The organism is Paenibacillus sp. FSL R5-0519 (assembly GCF_037974275.1).
GTDB lineage: Bacteria > Bacillota > Bacilli > Paenibacillales > Paenibacillaceae > Paenibacillus.
Map to the genome: position 1 here is coordinate 1,328,510 of NZ_CP150234.1, position 23,954 is coordinate 1,352,463.

21 protein-coding genes are annotated in these 23,954 nt (G+C 47.0%); 15 read left to right on the forward strand and 6 right to left on the reverse strand.

Annotation, left to right across the window (positions count from 1 at the left end):
• Positions 1 to 75: 75 nt before the first annotated feature.
• Together MKY73_RS05810 and MKY73_RS05815 are read right to left on the reverse strand one after the other, a co-directional pair.
• Entirely contained in the window at positions 76 to 891 is an 816-nt protein-coding gene (locus tag MKY73_RS05810; RefSeq protein ID WP_339306158.1) for a class I SAM-dependent methyltransferase, read from the reverse strand.
• Positions 892 to 964: 73 nt separating this feature from the next.
• Positions 965 to 1,906, reverse strand: coding sequence for a YafY family protein (locus MKY73_RS05815; protein ID WP_339306159.1), 942 nt, complete (start codon positions 1,904 to 1,906; stop codon positions 965 to 967).
• A gap of 88 nt (positions 1,907 to 1,994) precedes the next feature.
• Here MKY73_RS05815 and MKY73_RS05820 point away from each other — a divergent pair, with 88 nt between their 5' ends.
• The 4 genes from MKY73_RS05820 (at position 1,995) to MKY73_RS05835 (ending at position 7,342) form a co-directional block, all read left to right on the forward strand.
• Positions 1,995 to 3,428, forward strand: coding sequence for a glycoside hydrolase family 1 protein (locus tag MKY73_RS05820; protein WP_339306160.1), 1,434 nt, complete (start codon positions 1,995 to 1,997; stop codon positions 3,426 to 3,428).
• A gap of 153 nt (positions 3,429 to 3,581) precedes the next feature.
• The gene (locus tag MKY73_RS05825; protein ID WP_339306162.1) at positions 3,582 to 4,730 is read left to right on the forward strand and encodes a GerAB/ArcD/ProY family transporter; all 1,149 of its coding nucleotides are present in this window, start codon (positions 3,582 to 3,584) and stop codon (positions 4,728 to 4,730) included.
• Positions 4,727 to 6,226: a spore germination protein gene (locus MKY73_RS05830; protein ID WP_339306163.1), complete on the forward strand. Its 1,500-nt coding sequence runs from the start codon at positions 4,727 to 4,729 to the stop codon at positions 6,224 to 6,226. The genes MKY73_RS05825 and MKY73_RS05830 overlap by 4 nt, the downstream gene beginning before the upstream one ends.
• A gap of 6 nt (positions 6,227 to 6,232) precedes the next feature.
• Positions 6,233 to 7,342, forward strand: coding sequence for a Ger(x)C family spore germination protein (locus tag MKY73_RS05835; RefSeq protein ID WP_339306166.1), 1,110 nt, complete (start codon positions 6,233 to 6,235; stop codon positions 7,340 to 7,342).
• An 85-nt stretch (positions 7,343 to 7,427) separates the two neighbouring features.
• Here MKY73_RS05835 and MKY73_RS05840 read toward each other — a convergent pair whose 3' ends face one another.
• Positions 7,428 to 8,093, reverse strand: coding sequence for a phosphatase PAP2 family protein (locus MKY73_RS05840; RefSeq protein WP_339308496.1), 666 nt, complete (start codon positions 8,091 to 8,093; stop codon positions 7,428 to 7,430).
• A gap of 172 nt (positions 8,094 to 8,265) precedes the next feature.
• Here MKY73_RS05840 and MKY73_RS05845 point away from each other — a divergent pair, with 172 nt between their 5' ends.
• Positions 8,266 to 8,841 carry a hypothetical protein gene (locus tag MKY73_RS05845; protein ID WP_339306167.1) on the forward strand — a complete coding sequence of 192 codons (576 nt, stop codon included), beginning with the start codon at positions 8,266 to 8,268 and terminating at the stop codon, positions 8,839 to 8,841.
• Positions 8,842 to 9,028: 187 nt separating this feature from the next.
• On the opposite strand, the gene MKY73_RS05850 is transcribed toward MKY73_RS05845, so the two are convergent.
• Both MKY73_RS05850 and MKY73_RS05855 read right to left on the reverse strand, forming a co-directional pair.
• Positions 9,029 to 9,814 carry an AraC family transcriptional regulator gene (locus tag MKY73_RS05850; RefSeq protein WP_339306169.1) on the reverse strand — a complete coding sequence of 262 codons (786 nt, stop codon included), beginning with the start codon at positions 9,812 to 9,814 and terminating at the stop codon, positions 9,029 to 9,031.
• 19 nt (positions 9,815 to 9,833) lie between these two features.
• Positions 9,834 to 10,415: a LysE family transporter gene (locus tag MKY73_RS05855; protein ID WP_339306171.1), complete on the reverse strand. Its 582-nt coding sequence runs from the start codon at positions 10,413 to 10,415 to the stop codon at positions 9,834 to 9,836.
• A gap of 206 nt (positions 10,416 to 10,621) precedes the next feature.
• Between MKY73_RS05855 and MKY73_RS05860 the strand changes: the two genes are divergently transcribed.
• From MKY73_RS05860 to mmsB, 6 genes are all read left to right on the forward strand, one after another.
• Positions 10,622 to 11,629, forward strand: a complete 1,008-nt coding sequence (locus MKY73_RS05860; RefSeq protein WP_339306173.1) for a substrate-binding domain-containing protein — start codon at positions 10,622 to 10,624, stop codon at positions 11,627 to 11,629.
• Positions 11,630 to 11,720: 91 nt separating this feature from the next.
• Positions 11,721 to 13,589, forward strand: a complete 1,869-nt coding sequence (locus tag MKY73_RS05865) for a sensor histidine kinase (RefSeq protein WP_339308498.1) — start codon at positions 11,721 to 11,723, stop codon at positions 13,587 to 13,589.
• 56 nt (positions 13,590 to 13,645) lie between these two features.
• Complete coding sequence (locus tag MKY73_RS05870; protein ID WP_339308500.1) at positions 13,646 to 14,896, forward strand: response regulator; 1,251 nt, start codon at positions 13,646 to 13,648, stop codon at positions 14,894 to 14,896.
• Positions 14,897 to 15,211: 315 nt separating this feature from the next.
• A complete protein-coding gene (gene chvE, locus MKY73_RS05875; protein ID WP_339306175.1) occupies positions 15,212 to 16,297 on the forward strand; it encodes a multiple monosaccharide ABC transporter substrate-binding protein in 1,086 nt (361 codons plus the stop codon).
• Positions 16,298 to 16,318: 21 nt separating this feature from the next.
• On the forward strand, positions 16,319 to 17,878 hold the full coding sequence (gene mmsA / locus MKY73_RS05880) for a multiple monosaccharide ABC transporter ATP-binding protein (protein ID WP_339256881.1): 1,560 nt from the start codon (positions 16,319 to 16,321) through the stop codon (positions 17,876 to 17,878).
• The gene (gene mmsB, locus MKY73_RS05885) at positions 17,853 to 19,016 is read left to right on the forward strand and encodes a multiple monosaccharide ABC transporter permease (RefSeq protein ID WP_339306177.1); all 1,164 of its coding nucleotides are present in this window, start codon (positions 17,853 to 17,855) and stop codon (positions 19,014 to 19,016) included. The genes mmsA and mmsB overlap by 26 nt, the downstream gene beginning before the upstream one ends.
• Positions 19,017 to 19,092: 76 nt before the next feature.
• Here mmsB and mgtE read toward each other — a convergent pair whose 3' ends face one another.
• On the reverse strand, positions 19,093 to 20,463 hold the full coding sequence (gene mgtE, locus MKY73_RS05890; protein ID WP_339306179.1) for a magnesium transporter: 1,371 nt from the start codon (positions 20,461 to 20,463) through the stop codon (positions 19,093 to 19,095).
• A 190-nt stretch (positions 20,464 to 20,653) separates the two neighbouring features.
• Between mgtE and MKY73_RS05895 the strand changes: the two genes are divergently transcribed.
• From MKY73_RS05895 to MKY73_RS05910, 4 genes are all read left to right on the forward strand, one after another.
• Positions 20,654 to 21,358, forward strand: a complete 705-nt coding sequence (locus MKY73_RS05895) for a DNA alkylation repair protein (protein WP_339306181.1) — start codon at positions 20,654 to 20,656, stop codon at positions 21,356 to 21,358.
• A gap of 42 nt (positions 21,359 to 21,400) precedes the next feature.
• Positions 21,401 to 21,955 carry a methylated-DNA--[protein]-cysteine S-methyltransferase gene (locus MKY73_RS05900; protein ID WP_339306182.1) on the forward strand — a complete coding sequence of 185 codons (555 nt, stop codon included), beginning with the start codon at positions 21,401 to 21,403 and terminating at the stop codon, positions 21,953 to 21,955.
• Between the two features lie 226 nt (positions 21,956 to 22,181).
• The gene (locus MKY73_RS05905; protein WP_339306184.1) at positions 22,182 to 23,408 is read left to right on the forward strand and encodes an amidohydrolase; all 1,227 of its coding nucleotides are present in this window, start codon (positions 22,182 to 22,184) and stop codon (positions 23,406 to 23,408) included.
• 128 nt (positions 23,409 to 23,536) lie between these two features.
• On the forward strand, positions 23,537 to 23,947 hold the full coding sequence (locus tag MKY73_RS05910; protein ID WP_339306185.1) for a GNAT family N-acetyltransferase: 411 nt from the start codon (positions 23,537 to 23,539) through the stop codon (positions 23,945 to 23,947).
• Positions 23,948 to 23,954: the final 7 nt, after the last annotated feature.

The window sequence follows — 23,954 nt, forward strand, 5'->3', positions numbered from 1 at the left end:
CAGGTCATGGTTATGACGTGTACGACCTCCTTATTACATTTGGTATGTAGAAGAGATGCCAACAGCGTACTGCTTTCAGACAATACCAAGGCGCATGCGATAAGAAAAGAGTACTGTTCTGGATTGTCCGTCAAATACACGATTAGCCAGCGCTCTGAACTCATCGGCAGCTGTTAATAGTTCATCCGCTCCAAGTTTCAACGCCGTTTGCAAGCCGCCTTGGCTCAAGGCCAGGTTCACGTATCGGTCTGCATCAAAGGTCTCGTGGTGATGAAACACGATTTCCCGCACATATCGGAACAGACCGGACTCCTGAATCTGCTGTAAATGACCATCTTTGCTCCATTTGTGTGCCTGGCTATCCTGAGGAGCCATACTGGCTGCTCGTTGATCTGCTTCCTGATTCAGCTTCAGATAGGCTTGTTCTAACTGCCAGTCTACCATTGGCGGCCAGTCGCAATCGTAGGCAGCAAATATACCTCCTGTGCGAAGTACACGTGCGAATTCGCGTAGTGTAAGTTGCGGCTCCATCCAGTGGAATGATTGGGAGCAGGTCAGCACATCGACACTGCCATCTGGTAATCCAAGGTCGTGAGACAAGCCGGACACAAACCGCAGGTTATCAGGCTTCCCGGCAGATTCCCACTTGGATTCTGCTACAGACCTCATGTCATCGCTGGGTTCGAAGCCGATGATGCGTTCTGCCTGATTCAGCCAGATCCACGAGGATAAGCCGGTGCCGCAGCCAACATCTGCGACCATGCGCGGTGTGCTGCCAAGATATGTCGTTAGAATATCCACCAACTCAGTGGGAGCAGCTGGTCGGTTCTGATCGTATAACGTACCGAAACCTTTGAAACGTTCCACATTGTTGCGTCTAATGTCTTGCATGGATAAACCTCCTTCGGTCAGATGGATGACGGAGAGTCAGCTGTGATCAAAAGTTGTATAGGCCTATATTATATCATTCATTGTTGGGAAGGTTGTTCATGACATGTTGTAGATGTTCAACGGCTTGGATATGGCGTCTGAGCAATTCCTGTCCAACATGTACAGGCTCGATTACGGTCAGCTCCGAACCGAACGATAGCAGGAAGGAGTAGAGCCATTCCCCTACATTTAATTCGAGAGACACACGGAGTCTGCCATCAGGCTCTATATTAACGAGGGACGGTTCGAAAAAATCATACACCCGGTATGCAATATTACTGGAAAACGAGAGTGTCAGAGGAGTCAGGACAGGAGCTGCCTCTGATTCAGTGTGGGCTGACCCCACATCAACAGGGTGATTGAGTTTTCTCGTTAGAAAGGTCAATTGGGTGATCCGTTTCATCTTAAATGTCTCGAATTCTTTCCGATCAGGATCATCATGAATATAGCCTTTGAAGTACCATGTACTATTTTTGAAAATAAGCTTCTGTGGTTCCACAATCGGAATGCTTTTCTCACCATCCGAATTAACATAATGAAACGTAATGAGTTGATTTGTTAATATGGCTTGTTTCACCTGATTGAACAGTTCTCTCTCTTGCAGGGGGATGCTGCCCCATGGTGAGAAATTGAACTCGATCCAATCCAGCTTGTGATCAAACAGCGCGGTCAGCCGTTGCAGCATATGAGCACTATTCAGGTGTGGGATTGCACTGATGCTGTATAGTCCCATCAAAATTTCGTTCTGGTCTTCTTCCGACAGCAGGGACTTGTCCATGACATAGTTGTCCATGAGATGAATACCGCCATGCTTGCCGGTCGTCGTATAGACGGGGATGCCCGCAGCGCTCAGCCGGTCGATATCACGGTACACCGTACGTACCGAAATCTCGAACATACGGGCGAGTTCGGGTGCAGTGGCTTTCTTTTTCTCCAATAACAAAAGCAACATTCGAAATAATCGGTTATTTTCCATGCTCTGATTATACCATGACAATAGGTGTCAGGGTATGGGTGGTACACTGGTTATATAGTCTTGTTGAGATATGAAGGAGGAACTGGTCATGACAATGAAAGAAGGATTCTACTGGGGCGGCGCAACGGCTGCAAATCAATTCGAGGGTGGATGGAACCAGGGTGGAAAGGGGCCAAGCACGTCTGACATGATGACAGGAGGAACCCACACGATTCCACGCCGGATTACGCCTGTATTGGAAGAGGGCACGTATTATCCGAGCCATGAAGCGGTTGATTTTTACGGGCACTACAAAGAAGATATTGCCATGATGGCAGAGATGGGTTTCAAAATGTTCCGCATGTCCATCAACTGGTCCCGGATTTATCCGAACGGTTACGATCTGGAGCCAAACGAAGAGGGCTTGCAGTTCTACGATAATGTCTTTGCCGAGTTGAAAAAGTACAATATTGAGCCGCTCGTAACGATCTCCCATTATGAAACGCCATTCGGTCTGACACAGAAGTATAACGGCTGGGCTTCCCGTGAAGTCATCGACTGTTATCTCCGTTATTGTGCAACGCTCTTCAACCGCTACAAAAATCAAGTGAAATACTGGCTGACATTTAACGAGATCAACTGTCTGACGATGCCGTTGGGTGCTTATATGGCTGGAGGTCTTCTGTTTGAAGGCAAAGAGACGTTGGTCGACGGAGTGGATGATCCACAGACTCGATTCCAGGCATTACATCATCAATTCGTTGCGAGTGCCAAAGCGGTGAAACTGGGACATGAGATCAACCCAGACTTCCAGATCGGTTGTATGGTTGCTTTCATGACTACCTATCCAAATACGTGTAACCCGGACGACATGCTGCTTGCACAGAAGAAAGACCAACTGTCCAACATGATCTGTGGTGACGTACAAGTTCGTGGAGCGTATCCTGGATTCGCCAAACGTTTCTTCGCTGAAGAAGGCATCCAGATCGAGATGCAGCCTGAAGACGAACAGACCCTGCGCGAAGGTTGCGTAGACTTCTATTCCTTCAGTTATTATATGTCATTGGTTGAAAGTGCGGACGAGTCCCTTGAGAGAGCTGAAGGCAATCTGCTAGGGGGTATCAAAAATCCATATCTCGAAGCTTCTGACTGGGGATGGCAGATCGATCCAAAAGGATTGCGTTATACGCTGAATCATCTGTATGATCGTTACCAGATCCCACTGATGGTCGTTGAGAACGGATTGGGTGCTGTCGATGTGGTTGAGGAAGATGGCTCCATTCAGGATGACTATCGTATTGATTATCTGAAAGGTCACATTGAACAGATGAAAGAAGCGGTAGCGGATGGCGTGGATCTGATTGCCTACACGATGTGGGGATGTATTGACCTGGTTAGTGCGTCCACTGGAGAGATGAAGAAGCGTTATGGCTTCATTCATGTCAACAAGGACAACGACGGTAACGGAGATTTGAGCAGAACACCGAAGAAGAGCTTCTACTGGTACAAAAAAGTGATCGAATCCAATGGTGAAGAGTTATAATATTGCATAAATCAATACCCGCTTGTTCCTATACATGGGACAGGCGGTTTTTTATATTGTGGTGTATAAAATGCAGATTAATTTACATACTGAATTAAAGCGACTAACTTAACTATGCTGTGAAATCTACTTTACTGACAAGGGGAGATTTCTGTGAACACATCCGGGAACCGCTATAGTATGTCACCCATTCATCTGTTTTTTGTGTTATACGTCAGTTTGGTCAGCGTGGGTTTGATGAATTTTCAATATAAAATGCTTCACGGGGCAGAGAATGACGGTTGGATCAGCATTGTACTTGCCTCAGTTATTGTCGCCGTAGTTATTAAAATGATGTACGTCTTGTTGGGAAGGCAATCTCCGATCCAATCGACACTTGTACATATCAACCAACGTTATTGGGGGAGATACGTAGGCTCTATCATCAACTGGATTTTTATTTTGTACTTTGTGCTGGGTTCCTTTGTAGCCTTCCTCTCCTATGTTCATATTGTTCAATTATGGATTCTTCCTACCCAGAATATTGCGGTAATCAGTCTGGCCATATTGGTACTGGTCTATTATTGCGTGGCTGGCGGAATTCAATCGGTAACAGGCCTGTGTCTTTGGGGAACACTGTTCATCCTATTGCTTGTTTTTCCACAAATTTTTCTGGTGGCATCCTATTTGCATCCTCGTAATCTGCTGCCAATATTGGATCATGATGCATCCTCCATTTGGCATTCAACACGCGATATGCTCCACGAATTTATCGGCTGTGGTATTCTGCTGGTCGTTTATCCTTTTATCAAAACACCCGAACGTTCAGTCCGATGGGCTTATGCAGCAGTCATTACAGCCGCAGTGGTGTACCTCGTTTTTTTCACATTTACCTTTATGTTCTTCAGTCACGGACAAATGAAAGAGCATCTGTGGCCAACACTCAGCCTAATCAGCATTATCGAAATGCCCTTGATCCAGCGAATGGAGTATCTGGTGTTATCCTTCTGGTTACTGAAAATGTTAGCGATCATTGCGTTGGGGCTCTGGGCAGCTTGCCACTGTCTGAAGTTAGAGAAATCGATCAGACCCAGCCTGGGTCTCAAAATAGCTACGGTACTCTTTGTGATTCTCATCATGGTCATCCGAAATAGCACCCAAATTGACATGATGACAGAAGTATATATGCGAACAGGAGAAGTATTGATTTTCGTCTATCTGCCACTTCTTTTTCTGGTCTCTCTGTTTCGAATCAATCGGGGGCAGTTCGCCCAGTCAACGAAAGAGACACCAAACCGCACGGGGAAAGGCGATGAAAAATGAACTTAACTGATCATAAGCAAGAAAAAGTGTTGGAATCCATTCCAGATGTACTTGCAGCCTGCGATCGTTCCGATGATTTCATGACCCAGGTTATAACTGTTGCCGGATTGCCTCTCGAATTTAACTATTATAAAACGTTGGTAGACAGTCATTTGCTGGAAGTTGTAATTCATGCGTTACAAGAGCGAAGTGATACAGGAACAACAGTGAACTTTCCCGATCTGTTAACGCATATCCCTCTTGAAGAATCGAAAATGACGGATCAGAGCGATGAAGTGTTGCAAGCTCTCCTTCAGGGTAATCTGGTGATTCGGTGTCATACTCAGGAAAAGAAAACCATTCTTGTTCCCATGACAGGCAAGGAAGGGATCCGAAGTAACAATGACACCGAGAATGAGTTCAGTGTAATAGGGCCCAAAGTTGGCTTCGTGGAATCATTGGCAGTTAATCTGCACTTGATTCGCATGCAACTGCGAACAACCGACCTGATTGTAAAGGAAATAACGGTGGGGTCCTTGTCCCAGTCCAAAGTGGCCGTACTTTATGTGGAAGGCATCGCCAATCCAGATAATGTGACCCGAATGGAAGAGAGACTGAAGGGCATTCATTTTGATGTTGTATTTGACACATCGCAACTGGATCAACTGATTGCAGATAATTCGTTCACGCCGTTTCCATTATTCACTACAACGGAGCGCAGGGATCGAGTTGTCTATGCACTCATAACAGGCCAAGTCGCTGTGATTAGTGACGGATCTCCCTCTTTTATTACAGGTCCATCGACATTGTTTGATTTTTTTGTCTCTCCAGAGGATTATTATCTGCCATGGGCTCTAGGTTCCTTTTTTCGCCTGATCCGCATCTTTGGAGTGATTTTCTCCTTATTCGCTTCGGCGCTGTATGTGGCTTTAATGACTTTTCACTACGAAGTTGTACCGAAAGAACTATTAGGAAAATTGATTTCTACCAGACAAAGTGTACCCTTTCCCCCATTTTTTGAAGCGATATTTCTGGAAACGACAATTGAATTTTTGCGGGAAGCCGGCGCGAGATTACCCAATCGGATCGGACAGACCCTCGGCGTGGTGGGGGGCATTATTTTGGGGCAAGCTGCTGTAGAAGCTGCGCTTACAAGTAATGTGCTGATTATTATTGTATCCTTGTCTGCGCTTGCTTCGTTTGTCACACCGATCTATAAAATGTCGAATGCGATTCGTTTTTTACGTTTTCCGATTATTCTATTAGCTTCACTCTGGGGCGCATTTGGCATTGCGATTGGGCTTTGTTTTTTGCTGGTTCATCTGTCCCGTTTGAAGTCCCTGGGTTCGCCATACATGTCGCCTTTTTTCCCCATGCGGTTTAATGATCTCAAAGACAGCCTGATTCGAGCATCTTATGAACAGACGACTACCCGACCGAGTTATTTGAGACCACTCTCGTTCATTCGTTATAAGCCCGGTAAAGTGCAGCCAAGAAATCGTCTGGACGAGGAGTGATTAGGGATGATCCGCATCGGCAAAATCCTGATAATCGTAACGATCATGTTTCTACTCGGTTCCTGTAAAGATACCAATATCATTAACAATATCAGCCTTGTTTTAACTTCTGCGTATGATATTCAAGACAGCCACATTCATAACAGTGTATTGATCGGGGAGTATAGTGACAAAGACAAAAGTGATGTTAAATTGATGGAGATTGATTCGTCGAACAGTTTCGACGTTGTAGCTAGAATGAACATGCAATCTAAAGAACCTATCGAATACGGTCAGTTAAGAGTGATGGTACTCGGGGAAACATATGCACGTAATGGCATTGGAGATATTTTGCGTGTTCTGTCACACAATATCAAAGTCTCCAGACGGATGCAGTTTGCCGTTGCTGATGGCAAGGCACTTGATATTATTAAAGCATCCATGCCATTTCATGATCCGTTATATCTGATGAAATTGATTGAGCAAAATGCTAATTACGCTAATCTGCCTCATTCCAGTCTGCATCAGACGTTGTTCCAGTATTTCAGCAAGGGGCAGGATATTTATCTTCCCAGGCTTATCCTTAACGAACAAAAGAAAATTGAACTCAATGGGTTAGTCATTTTTAAGGGTGAGATCGCCACACTTCAGATCACGGATGATGAGGGGCTGTGCTTGAAGCTACTAACGGAGAACGCCAAGAACGGCAGGTTTTTGGTGCCTATCACGGAGGTTCCGAACTCGGAGACGTCCTCCCAGAAGCAACATCACTATGCATTGCTTAAAATTTTGTCTTCATCTGTAGAGCATCACTGGTCTTCTGCTCGGTCTTCAGAGACTCTGGATACGATCATTCGAATCAATGCTTCTATTATTAAGGATTCACAAAATGACTTTCTCTTATCACTTAAGGACATGAAAGCTCTGGAGTATGAAGTACAAAAACATATTGAATCCAAAATCAATCAATTGGTTCGAAAATGTCAGACGGAAAATGTGGATCCTGCCGCATTCGGAGATTATGTAAGAAGCCGTAGTCATCATTGGAATAGCCAAACATTCTATAAAAACTACCCTGCGATGGATATTCCAGTTCATGTTGAGCTGGACCTTGTACAAGATGGGATACAGGAATGAGTTTAGACAAACAAAAGCAAGAAATACCCGGCAATCCTTCAGTTAAGGAAAGCCGGGTATTTCCATATGCATGCGCTCGTAGAGACTATGCCAGTCTTCTGCTGTGCAGTTGGGACATACGCTCCAGATGCCGCTGGTAAAACCATATGCAAGCGGAGAGCCAGCAACCACTCAAGAAATATCCACCGACGATATCACTTGGATAATGCACACCCAAGTAGATACGACTTATACCAATGGTCAGTATAAAGACGGCACTGGCCATGATCATCAGTACACGTCCGGTGACGGTGGGTACATGTTTCCAGATGAGAAAGGCCAGTCCACCATACAGGCTAAATGCAGCCATGGAATGTCCACTGGGGAAGCTGTATCCGCTCACTTCAATAATTCGGTTAATCGTAGGTCTGGCACGTTGGAATACCAGCTTGAGCAATGCATTTAACAGGGTTGAACCGGCGAGCACACAAGCGAGGAAGAGTAGTTCGCGTTTGTGTCGTAGCCAAACGTATAACACAATCATGGCAATGATTGTAATGAAAACTACAGGCATTTCACTGCCGATCCAGGTGAAAAACTGCATGAATTGTGTCATGCCGGGGGATTCCAACCCCTGAATCCAGCCGATCAGCGTATCATCAAATCGATGAATCTGGTTATCGCTGATGGACAGGACGATGCTTATAAAGGCGATCATGCATAACGCTGCAACGAGCAGCGGGAATGAGATGTTCTTTTTCCAGTTGTGCATCAAATGTTGAGATCCTCCGTGAACATTAATTTCGTATGTGGGCTCCTTGCGTATGTTGGACATAACGATATTTGTATTGTGCTATAATTTTACAATAATTATAGCAGCAATAAAAATATGTAACCTTTACGACGTTTGTTCAAGCAGAGAATGTAGGAGGGGAGCGGTCGGAATGAAACAACGGTTGGTGATGTGCATGTTGGTCTTACTGTTGGTTACGTCGGGGTTAGCTCTATTTTCCGGAGAGAAAGTGTATGCTTGCAGTTGTGTGGAGAGTGGTGTCCAAGAGAGATTGAAGACAAACACAACTGTATTTACAGGAGAAGTGGTAAAGAAAGGACCATCGCAGCAATCGAAGAATGATGGCATGTTAAGAGAGTATACCTTTGATGTAGATACGGCATGGAAGGGGGTTAACGCCAAAAAAATGAAAATCATCGCGAGTGACGGTGGGTCTGAATCATGTGGTATTCAATTTGAAAAGAATCAGTCCTACCTGATCTATGCTTATCAATCTGAACTGGATCATAAGCTGCATACGAATCTGTGCAGTCGCAATGTTCTTGTGGAACAAGCCGGAGATGACTTGAAATTGCTGGGCGCAGGCAAGGTTGTAAGTAAAGAAGATTTTGGAGAAACCAGTGATGGCGGGCGAAGTGGACCTTTCGATCTCATCTTATACGGTACAGTCATTTTATTAGCAGCTTTGGCAGTTTTGTGGTTTTGGAGACGAAAGAAAAGAATCTAATTGCCCAAGGACGGAAAGAACCTGAAGAAGCGTAGCGTTCGCCTAAAAGTTTTCTGAAAGAAAGCTGCATCGAAAGCATACGCTATCTCCGGATTTTACCTTTATAATAAGGGATCAAAAAATCTGGGGATAACAGTGCTCAGAAGGTTACTCTGTCATCGGAGTGGCCAGTGTAAATATTCTGTAGTTAATTTTTATAGTTTAACTGCAACATGTATTCATAAGCTGTAACGCCAAATACCCGTTTGAAATGCCTATTCAGATGGGTCAGATCCACAAATCCGCAATCGGCAACAGCAGTATATACGTCCTTCTGCTTTTCGATGGATTGACGGGCACGTTCCACCTTGCAGTTTAAGAAAAACTGGTAGGGGGATATGCCGGCTTGTGCCTTGAACTCACGGATAAATTGAAACTTGGACATGCCAAATTCGGAGCTCAGATTGTCCAGCTTGAGCACATCTTCGGTGCTGCAAAACATGATTTCCTTGGCTTTGCGAACCAGACTGTCCTGGGGCAGCCAGAGCTTGGTATCCATCTCCTTCTGAGCCAGAAGGTGAACCAGATCGAAGACCCGTTCGCTGCACTCGGCTTCGTCCTGTCTGTGTTGAACAGCATCGTTCAGCATCAGGATCTTACGTGCAAGCTCGGGATCATAGACGATGGGGCTTCCAAAACGCAAATCCTTTTTGCCTATAATCTCCTCAACCAGATCCGGCTTCAAATACAGCATCACATAATCAATGCCAGCTTTATCATAGGAGCTTCCATCATGGGACTGTTCACGATTGAACAACATGACGCCATTTTGGTGAGAAGCCTGATATTGTCCGTCCAAATTGTATTGTTGAATGCCACGTAAAGTCACGCCAACCGCATACTCTTCGTGGCAATGTTTTTTGTATGCAAAATCAGTAAAGCTGGCGGATAGTGCCAGCACGTCTTGCGACTTTTTATAATTAAACTGTTCCATGCAGCACACCTCCCAAGCTTTAGATCAATCCGGATACTATAATGGCTGAGTATAACAAAAAAAGGGCCATGAGAATACTCAGTAATTTTTGGTGCCGATTCAGCATAGTTCTGAAAACCGTGCCAAAAACAACCCAACTGGAATAAGCCAGAAAACCAATGAACGTAATGAGCAACACGAACAGAAACGATGAGAATGAACTTTGATAAAAGGGTAATACATAGCTGGGAATGACCGTGAACGTAAACAAGACCACCTTTGGATTCACAAATTGCATAATAAAACCGTTCCACAATCCGGTAATTTGTTTCGGTGCATCCTCGGTGGTACCCATCTTGTAGATCTGGTACGCCAGATACACCATGTACAGGCCGCCGACAATCTGCATCACCTTCAGGATTCCAGGCAAGACGCCGGCAAGAAGGTGATTAAGAAATGCTGAAGCGGCAAGCAACAGACCAAATGCCAGTGTAGCTCCCCAGACATAACGCATTGTTTTTCGTGCGCCAACGATCTGTGTAGAAGAAAGAATTACAATATTGCTGGGACCGGGGGTGAATGTAACAACGATACAGTAGATTAAAAAAGATGCAAGATTCATAATGATGATGCTCTCCTCTGGTTGTAGTCTAGTTCCATGATCATACGTCCAGAGGGAGAAACCATATAGTACATTATTGCAGGAGACATACCGGTAGCAGCAGGAGCGTTCTTTTAAAAGATAAGGGGTAGTTTTCTTTTTGTATGATTGCGTTTACAATTTAGACGATGTACACGGTGATCAGACTACTTGAGGAAGTGAACGAAATGAAAAAAATGCTGCTGGTATACATTTTACTAATCTCAGCCTTTGCGTTGTATGTGTTGAGATTCGAATACAACAGTCAGGTAAACAGTTCATGGGAGGACCGGGGGCTGCGTGGTGATATCGGGGAGACGTACATCATGATTACATTTCAGTCCGGGCTGGAGTATTGGAAGAGCCCGCTCAAAGGCTTCGAAGATGCCGGGGATGCGCTGGGCGTGACCGTAGAATATCGCGGTGCTACCCGGTATGATGCGAAGGAGCAAACCATGGTAATTGAGCAGGCCATCGCTCGTAAACCGGCGGGCATTGCCATATCTGCGATCGATCCGCAATCGCTAGTTCCAGCGATTAACAAGGCAATCGACGCAGATATCCCTGTGGTATTATTTGACGCGGATGCACCTGGTAGCCAGGCCTATTCTTTTCTTGGGACAGATAATTACAAGTCGGGTGTAATGGCCGCCGATAAAATGGCTGAACTGCTGGGTCGTGAGGGAAAGGTCGCGGTTGTAACCTCGCCTGGACAACAGAATCATGAAGAGCGGACAAAGGGCTTCCGCGATACAATCAAGGAGAGATATCCTTCCATGCAGGTCGTTGAAGTTGCAGACGGACACGGTGATGCGATGGTATCCCGAGACGAAACCCTGAGAATGATGAAGGAACATCCGGAGCTGGCGGGTATTTTTGTAACTGAAGCTACCGGAGGAGCAGGAGCGGGAGAAGCGGTTCAAACTGCCGGGGGTAGACATCCTATGCAGATTATTTCATTTGATACAAATAAGGCTACATTGGATATGATCAAGAACGGGACGATCTCGGCTACAATTGCACAGGGAACCTGGAATATGGGGTATTGGTCACTCCAATATTTGTTCCATCTGCATCACCAGTTGACGGTTCCTGCTCCATCATCATCCGGTGAAAATGCACCGCTTCCCGTGATGGTGGACACGGGGATCTCTGTCGTGACACGTTCAAATGTGGATGATTACTATGCCAAATAACAAGGAGCATTTTAAGCGTCAGAGGCCTTGGAGCAGAATAGCGTTTCTCTCAACCTTCAGGAACGGGATTCGGGGTTTGCGCCTGCGTAATATGCCCCTTCGCTACCAGCTAATGCTGCTTTTTTTGCTATTCGCCATTGTGCCCTCTGTAGGACTCGGCCTGCTTGTCAACTGGACTGTGGAGCGGGTTGTTGAGCGACAGGTTGAAGGGCATACGATGCAACTGATTGGTAAAGTGAATGAAGCCCTGAACAGCAAGATGGAGAATCTGCAAAATATGACGTATCTGATTGCATTTGACCCGGATATTGATGCTTTTATGGACGACAATATGTCGTTGAATGATGATGCAAGCGGTGAACGGATGAATAAAGGCGCAAATGCCGAAACGGAGCAAAATCAGTTATACGGCATCAAGCAAACCTTGCAGGGGTTCACAACGTTGTATCCTGAAATCGCCGGGATTGTTCTCGTCAATGGAAGTGGTGACTATATTAGCAACGAGATGTATCCCCGAGCAGAGCAGAGCTTGATCCAGGAAAATTGGTACCAAGAAGCCGCGGCCAATCCGGGCATATTCATGGTATTGGGTCAGCCCAAAGAGCGTAATCTCACGACACATGTACGATATAAGGATGATGAGATTGTATCGGTTGCACGTTCCATCACGGATGAAGCGTCAGGGCGTGTGCGAGGCGTTATTATGATTGATCTTAAACTAAGGTCCGTCTCTCAGGCTGCCCGTAATGTGACCTTGGGTAAATCTGGTTATGTAATGGTGACGGATGCCGAAGGTCAAAGTGTATACAAGCCGGAGCATCCGTTAATCGAACACATCCCCGCAGAGTGGTTTCCCTCCGGGGAGAGTGGCACGTTTACCGCCGAAACCAAGGGTGGAGCGTTATTATTCATGTATCAGTCGTCCACCTTTACGGGGTGGAGAACGGTAGGGGTATTTCCCACAAGAGACTCGATATCCGAAGTACGCCAAATCCAGTTTTATGTGGTTAGCTTTGTATTTGTGGTGTGTTTATTCGGACTTAGCGCTTCTTTATGGTTCTCGCGTTCCATTGCCCAACCGATTTTCCGGCTCATGTCCTATATGCGCAGGGCGGAGACGGGTAATCTCAGACCAGGCCGGTGGAGCGATCGGGCGGATGAAATTGGAATGCTAGGCAACAGTTATAACCGAATGCTGGCACAGATTCGAGAACTGATATCGCTGAATGAATTGCGAGAACGGCAGAAGCGCGATGCTGAAATGCGAAGCTTGCAGGAGCATATCAAACCTCACTTTTTGTACAATACCCTGGATACAATTCATTGGATGGCACGCAAAGAGGGGGCAGACGATGTATCCGGCATGGTTGGCGCGTTATCTCGATTATTTCGGATCGGGCTTAGTAAAGGACAGGATTACATTCCGCTGCACTCTGAGCTTGAGCATATGACCAGTTATCTGCAAATTCAGCAGACACGATACCGCGACCGGCTTCAGTATACATTGAATATTCCAGAGGAACTCAGGGACCTTTTCGTGTTAAAGCTGCTGCTTCAACCCCTGATAGAGAATGCGATCTATCATGGAATCAAGGGCAGGCGTGGGCCGGGACACATTCGGGTGGAGGCCAGATTGGAACATGGCAGACTGCTGCTGACCGTTCAGGATGATGGAGCGGGGATGTCCAATGAGCGGCTTGCCGAGATGCTGCATCTGCTCGAAGCTCCTTTGACAAGTCTGGAAGCGTCTTCGCCTGGGATCACAGGCAAAAGTTATGGGATGTTGAACGTGCAAGCCCGTCTCCGGCTGTCCTTTGGCGATGAGTACGGTATTCTGCTGGAGAGCGAGGAGGGTCAAGGAACTCGCGTGACCATCATTCATCCGTTGATGCGAGAGCTGCCACCCATCCAGCAAATCAATAACAAAGAGAGGCAGGAGAGTGAATGGGAAAATTCATAAAATCGAACGCGACAACTTCCACTGGGGTAGATGGGACATCCGCATCGAACACGGTAATGGAGATTACACCGGATAGCCACGTCACGAAGAAGTATCGCGTGCTCATCGCTGATGATGAACCGATCATTCGGGAGGGGATTCGGGATGCCATTGACTGGACAACGCTCGGGATGGAGGTTGTAGGTGAAGCGGAAGATGGCGAGGAAGCGCTGGAACGGGCTGCTGACCTGGATGTAGATATTGTTCTCGTTGATATGAATATGCCATTTCTGAACGGAATCGAACTCATTCGTGCCCTTCAACAGAAGTGCCCAGGCTGTCGTTACCTGATCATTTCGGGACATGATGAATTTGCTTATGCGCAGGAGGCGGTTCGGCTTGGCGTAGAGGATTACATCTTAAAACCTGTACAATCAGAACATTTACATGCTGCGCTTGAGCGACTACATCGGCGACTTACAGAAGAGCACCAGAGGACGGCCTATGTACAACAGGCAGCCCATCAGATTGAACGGAATATCCCGCTGCTTCGCCAGCGATTTATGCTGGAGTGGCTGGAAGGGCAGGCTGCTGGGAAAGATCTGACGGAACAGCTTGAGTTTTTGCGTCTGCCCGCGGTTTCACCTGTGCAGATCGGGATTGTGCGGTGGCCTGCCGCCGAAGCTCGTCAGACGATACTGAGAGAGAATGATCGTCAGTTGTTTCTGTTTGCAGTGGAAAATATAATCAGTGAACTGCTGGCAGATCTGCCACATGTTCTGTTTCGGGACGTAAGCGGATTGATTGGCATATGTCTGTGGCAAGAAGCTCCCGAAGAAATAGAGTCCCTTCTGGAACAGCAGATCAGTTCATGCCTGAATATTGCCACTCATGCTCATCTGGAGATACATGCAGGGACACTGGAACAAACGCAGGATACGTACCGTCATTGCCGTGAACAGGTATACGAAGAAGTGCAGTTGTCCCCTCTCGTTCGCCGGGCAAAACAACTTATTCAAGAAGAGTATGCCGAGCGGGAACTAACGTTGGAATCGCTTGCTTCCCGCCTGCAAGTATCTGCCGTATATCTTAGCCGTGTGCTGAAAAAAGAGCTGAATGATTCTTTCGTGACGCTTGTCACGCACGCTCGCATTCGCAAGGCCATACAGTTGTTGGACTCCACAATACTGCCGATGCACACCATAGCCGAACGTGTAGGTTACGACACCCAGCATTATTTCAGCACCGCGTTCAAAAAAACAATGGGCATTTCGCCAGTACAGTATCGAAAGAACGGTGGAACGGCTTATCGTCCTTCGGCGAATTGATTATGGTTGTACAGTTGTTCATTCAGTCATGTGGTACATGAGAAGGATGTGTTCTACTTCGTGTGAAGCGAAGCGGAGCATGTCCTTTTTTTGATCTTAAACAGATTTTTGATGGACCAGGCTCACAACGGAAGTTTCCATCAAAAGTTAAATTTTTATAAAAAAGGTTCAAAACGTGCAAAGACCTTGAGGCCCGTGCAATGCTACCATTGATCTCAGACAGGGACAGCAAGGAACAAGATGCACTACATGTATTGTAAGCGTTATCTTATAACTCATTTAGAACCGTATGACGTGAGGAAAGGGGAACTTCATATGAAAAAAGGAGCAGTGCTCATCTGGCTTCTGGTGATGACTCTGATGCTCTCGGCCTGCAATCTGGCAGAGAGTGGTGCAGGCAGCAAGGAAAAGGGATATGTCGGTATTTCGATGCCAACCAAATCATCAGAGCGATGGGTGGGAGATGGGGAGAATATGGTCCGTCTCTTCCAGGAGCAGGGGTACAAAACCGATCTTCAGTATGCTGAGGATGTGGTCGAGAATCAGATTTCACAGATTGAGAACATGATCACCAAAGGTGTGGATGTGATGGTCATCGCATCTGTGGATGGTAACACACTAACGGATGTCATCAAGAAGGCCCATGACGAAGGAATCCAAGTGATCTCGTATGATCGGCTCATTCGCAATACGCCTTATTTGACCTATTATGCCACGTTCGACAATTTTAAGGTGGGTGTGCTTCAGGCCTCCTACATCGAACAAAAGCTTGGACTCAAGGATGGAAAAGGACCGTATAACATTGAATTGTTTGGGGGCTCTCCAGATGACAATAATGCCTATTTCTTCTTCGATGGCGCGATGTCTGTGCTTAAGCCGTACATTGAATCCGGCAAACTGGTCGTACGCAGCAAGCAGATGACGATGTCTCAGATTGCGACCTTGCGCTGGGATGGTGCACTGGCCCAGTCGCGGATGGATAACCTGCTAAGTGCTTATTACTCAGGTGATCATCTGGATGCCGTGTTATCTCCTTATGATGGAATCAGTATTGGTATCATCTCATCTTTGAAAGGGATCGGTTACGGTACTTCTAACAAGCCGCTGCCCGTTATTACAGGACAGGATGCCGAACTTGCCTCAATCAAGTCGATTGTGGCCGGGGAACAGACGCAGACCGTATTCAAGGATACGCGCAAGCTAGCCGAGAAGACGGTAGAGATGGCCAATAGTATCTTGCAAGGGAAACAGGCGGAAGTTAATGATGAAACATCATATAACAACGGAATTAAGGTTATTCCAGCATATCTCCTGGATCCTGTCTCCGTGGATCGTACCAATGTGGAACAGGATATCGTGGGTACCCAGTATTACACGAAGGAAGAAATCGGACTGAAATAATAAATGAAAGGAGCACATCCCATGGCCGGAATCATTCTGGAAATGAAGAACATCACCAAGACCTTTCCTGGCGTTAAAGCACTGGAAAATGTCAATCTGAAAGTCCGTGAAGGCGAAATTCATTCCATATGTGGTGAAAATGGTGCAGGTAAATCTACGTTGATGAAAGTGTTAAGCGGAGTATATCCACATGGCACGTATGAAGGCGACATTTTATTTCAGGGCAAAAAATGTGAGTTCAAGGATATCAAGCAGAGCGAGGATCTGGGAATTGTCATTATCCATCAGGAGTTGGCCCTAATTCCCTACCTTTCAATCGCGGAAAATATATATCTGGGAAATGAACGTGCCAACAGAGGCATTGTGGACTGGAAAGAAACATTTGTGGGTACACGGGAGCTGCTCTCGAAGGTGGGACTGAGCGAAAATCCGAATACACTCGTATCCAGTATCGGGGTAGGCAAGCAGCAACTGGTCGAAATTGCGAAAGCGCTCTCCAAAAAGGTACGGCTCCTCATCCTGGATGAGCCAACCGCTGCGCTGAATGAGGATGATAGTGAAAATCTGCTGCAACTGATGCTGGAATTCAAGAAGCAGGGCATCGCCTGTATCCTGATCTCGCACAAGCTGAATGAGGTATCCAAGGTGTCTGATTCCGTGACCATTTTACGGGACGGCAAGACAATTGAGACGTTGGATATGAAGAAGGAGAAAGTGACGGAGGACCGGATTATCAGCGGGATGGTAGGACGTGATCTCACCAGTCGTTACCCGGAGCGTCATGCCACCATAGGTGAAATTATCCTTGAGGTGAAGGACTGGACGGTATATCACGAACATCATGCCGAGCGGAAAGTACTGGATCAGATCCATATGAATATCCGACGTGGTGAGATTGTGGGTATTGCCGGGCTGATGGGAGCCGGGCGCACCGAGCTTGCCATGAGTATCTTTGGCAAATCCTATGGCCGAAATATTTCGGGACAGCTCATCAAGAATGGTAAACCCATTCAAAACAATACGGTCACGGAGGCCATTCAGAATGGATTCGCTTATGTGACAGAGGACCGTAAGGAATACGGACTTATTCTAATGGATGACATCAAGCGCAATATTTCACTTACGGGTCTCAGCAAGCTGACGCGAAACGCAGTAGTGAACGAGCGCGAAGAAGTGCTGGTAGCGGAAGAGATGAAGAAAAGCATGAACATCAAAGCCCCAAGTATTTTACAGAAGACCGGTAATCTGAGCGGGGGCAACCAGCAAAAAGTGGTGCTCAGCAAATGGATTTTTGCGGGGCCGGATATTCTCATTCTGGATGAACCTACACGCGGGATTGATGTGGGAGCGAAATTCGAAATCTATACCATCATTCATCGGCTTGCCGCTGAGGGCAAGGGTGTACTGGTAATCTCATCCGAGTTGCCGGAGGTTCTTGGCCTGTGTGACCGGATCTATGTGATGAATGCCGGGCGAATCACCGGCGAAGTCAGCCGGGAGCAAGCATCGCAGGAAACGTTGATGAGATATATGACCAAGTCTGGAGGCGGCAAGCATGGAAATGATAACAAAACTGTTTAAAAATAATATTCGTCAATACGGCATGATTATTGCCCTGGTTGTAATTATGCTTTTGTTCGAGGTACTGACAGGTGGACTATTACTCAAGCCGATTAATATAACGAATCTGATCTTGCAGAACAGCTACATTTTGGTGCTGGCGATCGGGATGGTGCTGGTCATCATTACCGGACATATTGACTTGTCTGTTGGTTCCATTGCAGCCTTTGTTGGTGCTGTTGCCGCAATTATGATGGTAGATTGGCAGCTTCCGGCTTGGCTTGCGGTTATCGCTTCCTTGCTGGTTGGCGCTTTGATCGGTGCATGGCAAGGTTTCTGGATCGCGTATGTGCGAATTCCGGCATTTATCGTGACGCTGGCAGGCATGTTGTTATTCCGAGGTTTGACGATGATTGTGCTGGAGGGGCAATCCATCTCTCCTTTTCCGGCTGGATTCCAGAAAATAAGCTCGGGCTTCCTGGCAGACATTCAATTCTCAGGCTTCGGTCTGGTATCCATCATTGTGGGCCTTGTGCTCACCGTCTGGTACATCGTTAATGAAGTGCGGGAACGCCGCTCCCAGCGAAAATATGGATTTGAGGTCGTTTCACAGGGACTGTTTCTGCTCAAGCTGATTGTGGTAGCTGTTGTGACGAATCTGTTTACCTTTGTCCTTGCAAGTTATGCGGGTATTCCGAATATCCTGGTTCTGCTGTTTGTCCTGATCGTTGTGTACTCCTTCGTGATGAATCGTACCGTTATGGGACGTCATGTGTATGCACTTGGAGGTAATGAGAAGGCTGCAGGTCTGTCCGGAGTGAAAACGAAAAAGGTAACCTTCTGGGTGTTCGTAAACATGGGTACACTTGCCGCAGTATCCGGGTTGATCTTCGCCGCACGTCTGAATGCTGCAACGCCAAGGGCGGGTACCAACTTCGAGCTGGATGCCATTGCGGCCTGCTTCATCGGTGGTGCTTCCGCTTCAGGCGGTATAGGTACAGTTTTTGGTGCCATCATCGGTGGTTTGGTTATGGGTGTGCTGAATAACGGGATGTCCCTGATTGGTCTCGGTATTGACTGGCAGCAGGGCATTAAGGGATTGGTACTGCTGCTTGCGGTAGCGTTTGATATCTATAATAAAAATAAAAGATCAGCGTAACACTGGGATAAAAATAAAACGAAAAAACAGACCTTGATCTCAGGATCAGGTCTGTTTTGCTATATGCCCAATTTATTTACATCAAGGCATCGAGAAAACGTGTGGCGATTCCAAAATAGATAAACAGGGACAAGATATCATTTAATGTGGTGATTAATGGGCCAGAGGCAACAGCCGGGTCGACTTTGAAACGACTAAGTAGAAGCGGGATGCAGGTACCTGTCAGTGTGCCGATGACGAGAGTGAGGAACAGAGACACCCCAATAATGGCGCCCAGCAGCCAGTCCCCTTGCCAGAAATAAGCAATGACGGTGATCAGTAATCCACATACCAGGCCAATCATGGTACCTACTTTGATCTCCCGACCAATCAGTGCGAGTACGGTGGATTTGTCGAGTTTGCGTCCGATCAATCCGCGTACCACAACAGCCAGAGACTGTGTTCCTGTGTTCCCCGTCATACCTGCGATCATCGGCATGAAGAATGCCAATGCGACTACCTGATTCAGTGTATCCTCGAAGAAATCCACGATGCTTCCCGAGATTAAGCCAATCAGTAGCAATAGAATGAGCCAGGGGAGTCTGCGTCTGACGGCAACAAGTGGTTTGGTATCAAAGTCGATATCCTTACCGCCACCACCCATCTTGGCCAAATCTTCACTGGCTTCATCCATAATAATATCGATGACATCATCCATCTGAATGATACCGCATAACCTGTGATTCTCATCCACTACCGGAAGCGCAATAAACTCATAACGCTGCAGAAGCTGTGCCGCTTCTTCCTGGTCCATATCCACTGTTGCATGGATCACCCGCCGGTTCATCAGTTCTTCAACCTGGGTCTTGTCGTCTGCCAAGGCAAGAGACCGATAACTCACGACACCGACCAGTTTGCCTTCGTCATCCGTCACATAGAGGTAACTGGAGGCGGAGATATGCATGGTACCTTGCGATTGCCGTAAGGCTTCCTTCGCTGTCTCGTGGGAGAGCAGGGTCCGGTAACGGTCTGTCATGATACGCCCTGCTGTCTCCGGCGGATAATTCAGAACAGACCGAATAATAACAGAGTGGTCCAGGTTCATGTTGGACAGCAATTCTTCTCTGCGTTTGGCAGGTAAATCGTGCATGAACCGGATCAGATCACTCTTGTCCATCTGCTGCATGACTTCAAGCGTTCGTTCCGGCCCAAGTCGTTCAAACAATTGAATCTGTTCGTGCAGCTTTAGGGTCTCGGCCAGATCGGCCAGAGCATCGGGTTTGAACAAGAGAAGAAACCGATTGATTTCTTCTTCAGGGAACTTTTTATATACGAGTGAGAGGTCGTAGGGATGCAGTTCTTTCACCAATTTATAGAAATCGGGAAGGTTCCGGGATTGCACATGTTGCACGAGTTGTTCGGTAATTTCCTCTACGGAGAAATCTTTCTTGGTATGAGGTCCGTTCATTTCGACACTCCTTTCTAAACGGTCAGCTCCATATTTTTAAACGAAATCGGTTGGCGGTTAAACAAATGAAGGGAAAAGGGCGTACCCAAAATGATATTGTAATCTTGCTCAAACATTCGATATGGGCTTACAAACGGACGCTGCGAGGATATACTTGTTGTACAGCAACAGACGAGGAGGACTTGCGCTAGTGGAAGTAGATATCAGAACACAATTGCTCAGCATGGTTGAGCCGGAGTATCAGAAATTCTCGGCTGCGCTTATTCCCAACATCACGAATGTACTGGGTGTAAGGTTGCCCGCCTTGCGAAAGATTGCCAAGCAGCTTGCCGCCGGGGACTGGCGCACGTATCTGGAGACGGCAGACGATGAATATTTTGAAGAAGTGATGCTGCAAGCCATGGTCATTGGACATGTTCAGGCGGATCTGGACAAGCTGTTAAAGGCTATTGAAACATTTGTACCGAAGATTGACAACTGGTCGGTGTGTGACAGCTTCTGTGCGGGGCTGAAATATACGAAGGTGCATTCGGAGCCGATGTGGGCTTTTTTGCAGCCCTATCTGAGATCAGATCAGGAATATGAGATTCGGTTTGGCGTCGTGATGCTGTTGAATTTTTATCTGGATGAGAGATATATTGATCGGGTTCTAATCGCATTGGATCGGATCAGACACGAAGCTTATTATGTGAAAATGGCGGTTGCATGGGCGATCTCGATGGCTTATGTGAAACAACCTGAGGTGACTATGCGTTATCTGAACCATAATACTCTGGACGATTTTACGTATAATAAGGCACTTCAGAAAATCACGGAATCGTATCGCGTTGATCCGGAGAGCAAGCAGATGATTCGCAGTATGAAACGTAAGGTGAAGAAGCGAACTTCCTCATAGTCCTAGCATGTAGCATTCCACCAGGGAGAGGGCGATAAACGAATGAGAAAAAAGTTAATGTATACCACGATGCAACTGGACGGTCGTCCATGGGTGTTGCTCGCTACGGAACAGGGAGTGTGCCGAGTGGTCATGCCCAATGAAACACTGGAGGACTGGAACGGCTGGATGCAGAAAGTTGCACCTGGCGTGGAATTGGAAGAGAATGAGCATGCGCTGAAAAAAACAGGCATGATGGATTGGTTACAGTCCTATTTTGCAGGGGAACCGATGGCTTATACCGATGAAATTCCACTGGACTTGATCGGAACCAACTTCCAGCAGGAGGTATGGAGAGAACTGGGCCGCGTCCCCTACGGCGAAATTCGGACCTATGGTGACATTGCCGCATCGATTGGAAGACCTTCGGCTGTGCGCGCAGTTGGGGCTGCAAATGGAGCCAATCCGATCCCGGTTCTGTTACCATGCCACCGTATTATTGGGGCTAATCGCAAGCTGACCGGGTTCCGCGGAGGTTTGGAGATGAAGCGCAGACTGCTGAATATCGAACAGATTGAAGGCGTGACCGATGGAGGGCATGCGCGGTTTCATTTTTAATATATTCACGTAATTAAGAAGATTAAGATGATTAGACAGGACAGGCACGTATTGTGCCTGTTTTTTGTCATGAATCAAGGTTGAGTAATGCAAACGTTCCGCGTATGGAATACCAACGTTTTACGTATTTTTGCCCTGTGAAACCGTATGGTACCATGGATCATAGATCATAGATCAATCGGTATCCGGGGGACGTAATGCCGGGTAAGAAAAGAGGGATGACATAATGAAGCAGGCCTATTGGTTAACCAATGTGACTTTGGAACAGAGTTATGTTTGGGAAGGGGAACAGGTGACGGGTACGCGGACAAGCCCCGCTCATCTACAGATTGAAGATGGACGGATTGTGGAGATTGTAGAAGGAAACGCTCCGCTGTCTAACGATCTGCCACAAGTAGATGGCAAGGGACTGCTAATGCTGCCTTCGTTCGAGGAGGCACATATTCATCTGGATAAAACCTACTACGACGGACCATGGACAGCGGTTAAACGGATCTCCAGTATTTTCGAACGTATTGAAGAAGAGAAGGTTCTGTTGCCCAAGCTGCTACCAGATGCCAAGCGTCAAGCGGAGAGTATTCTAACCTTGATCCAGGGGTACGGCTCCACTCATGTACGTAGTCATTGCAATATCGAACCCGTCAGTGGCTTGAAAAGACTGGAAGCAACGCGGCAGGCTCTGGAATCATTTTCGGGCAAAATCTCTTCGGAAATCGTAGCTTTCCCGCAGCATGGACTGCTTCGCTCCAATTCAGTGGAGCTGATGGGCCAAGCGATGCAGGAAGGTGCAACACATGTGGGTGGACTCGATCCCCATACCGTGGACGAAGACATCGAGAAATCACTGAATGCCATGGTCGAACTGGCGGTTCAGCATCAGGCGGGCATCGATATTCATCTGCATGATGGCGGGCAGGCCGGCAAACAAACGCTGCTGGAACTCGCGAATCTGACCGAAGCAGCAGGGCTTCAGGGTAAAGTTACGGTAAGTCATGCGTTCTGGTTCGCCCGTGCAGAACAGCAGGAAGCGGAAGAACTGGCGCAGCGAATGGCTTCGCTCGGGATGAGCATTGCTTCCACGGTGCCTATTGGCAGAACGATGATGCCTCTTCCCATGCTCCATCGTATGGGCGTGAACGTGAAGCTGGCCACAGACAGCCTGACAGATCATTGGTCTCCTTTTGGGAATGGGGATCTGCTTGAGAAGGCGGGGCGCTTCGCAGAACTGTACGGATATAGTGATGAATTGTCCTTGTCTCAATCTTTGGCGTTGGTAACAGGCGGTGTGACACCGCTGGATTCACAAGGGGAACACGTGTGGCCGAAGGTGGGGGACACAGCAAGCTTTGTATTGGTCCATGCAAGTTGTTCGGCGGAAGCCGTTGCGCGGCGATCTGCGCGGCAGGCCGTATGGTACAAGGGACAATTGGTGAGCGGATCGACATCGGATTGAGAAAAATAGAGCGGGTGCAACCACGGGAAACCGTGGTTTTTTGGCATGGGAAAAAAAGAGGAAGGAACTGTTCGCAACTACCACATTTTGGGTTATGATGGACGTAGTTAATGAAGGGAGCAAAACGAATGAAGATTGAATATGCAACGGAAGCTGACTTCGACTATATCATGGATAGAGATCGGCATATCCATCAGGCACTTGTAAAAACGAAGATTCATGAAAAAGAAATATTCATCCTCTGGAACGAGGACGAGGGATCAAGAATTGGATGGATGAGGTACGGTTACTTTTGGGACAACCTTCCCTTCATGAATATGATCTGGATTGATGAGCCCTATCGAAACGGCGGAATTGGCAAAAAAGTGGTGCATCACTGGGAAAATCTAATGAAGCAACAAGGCTTCGATACCGTAATGACTTCAACGCAGTCAGACGAACATGCCCAACATTTCTATCGAAAGCTGGGGTATGTTGACACAGGGGCTCTGTTGCTGGATACACAACCTTTGGAGATTATATTGATCAAGAAAATCTAGTGAATAA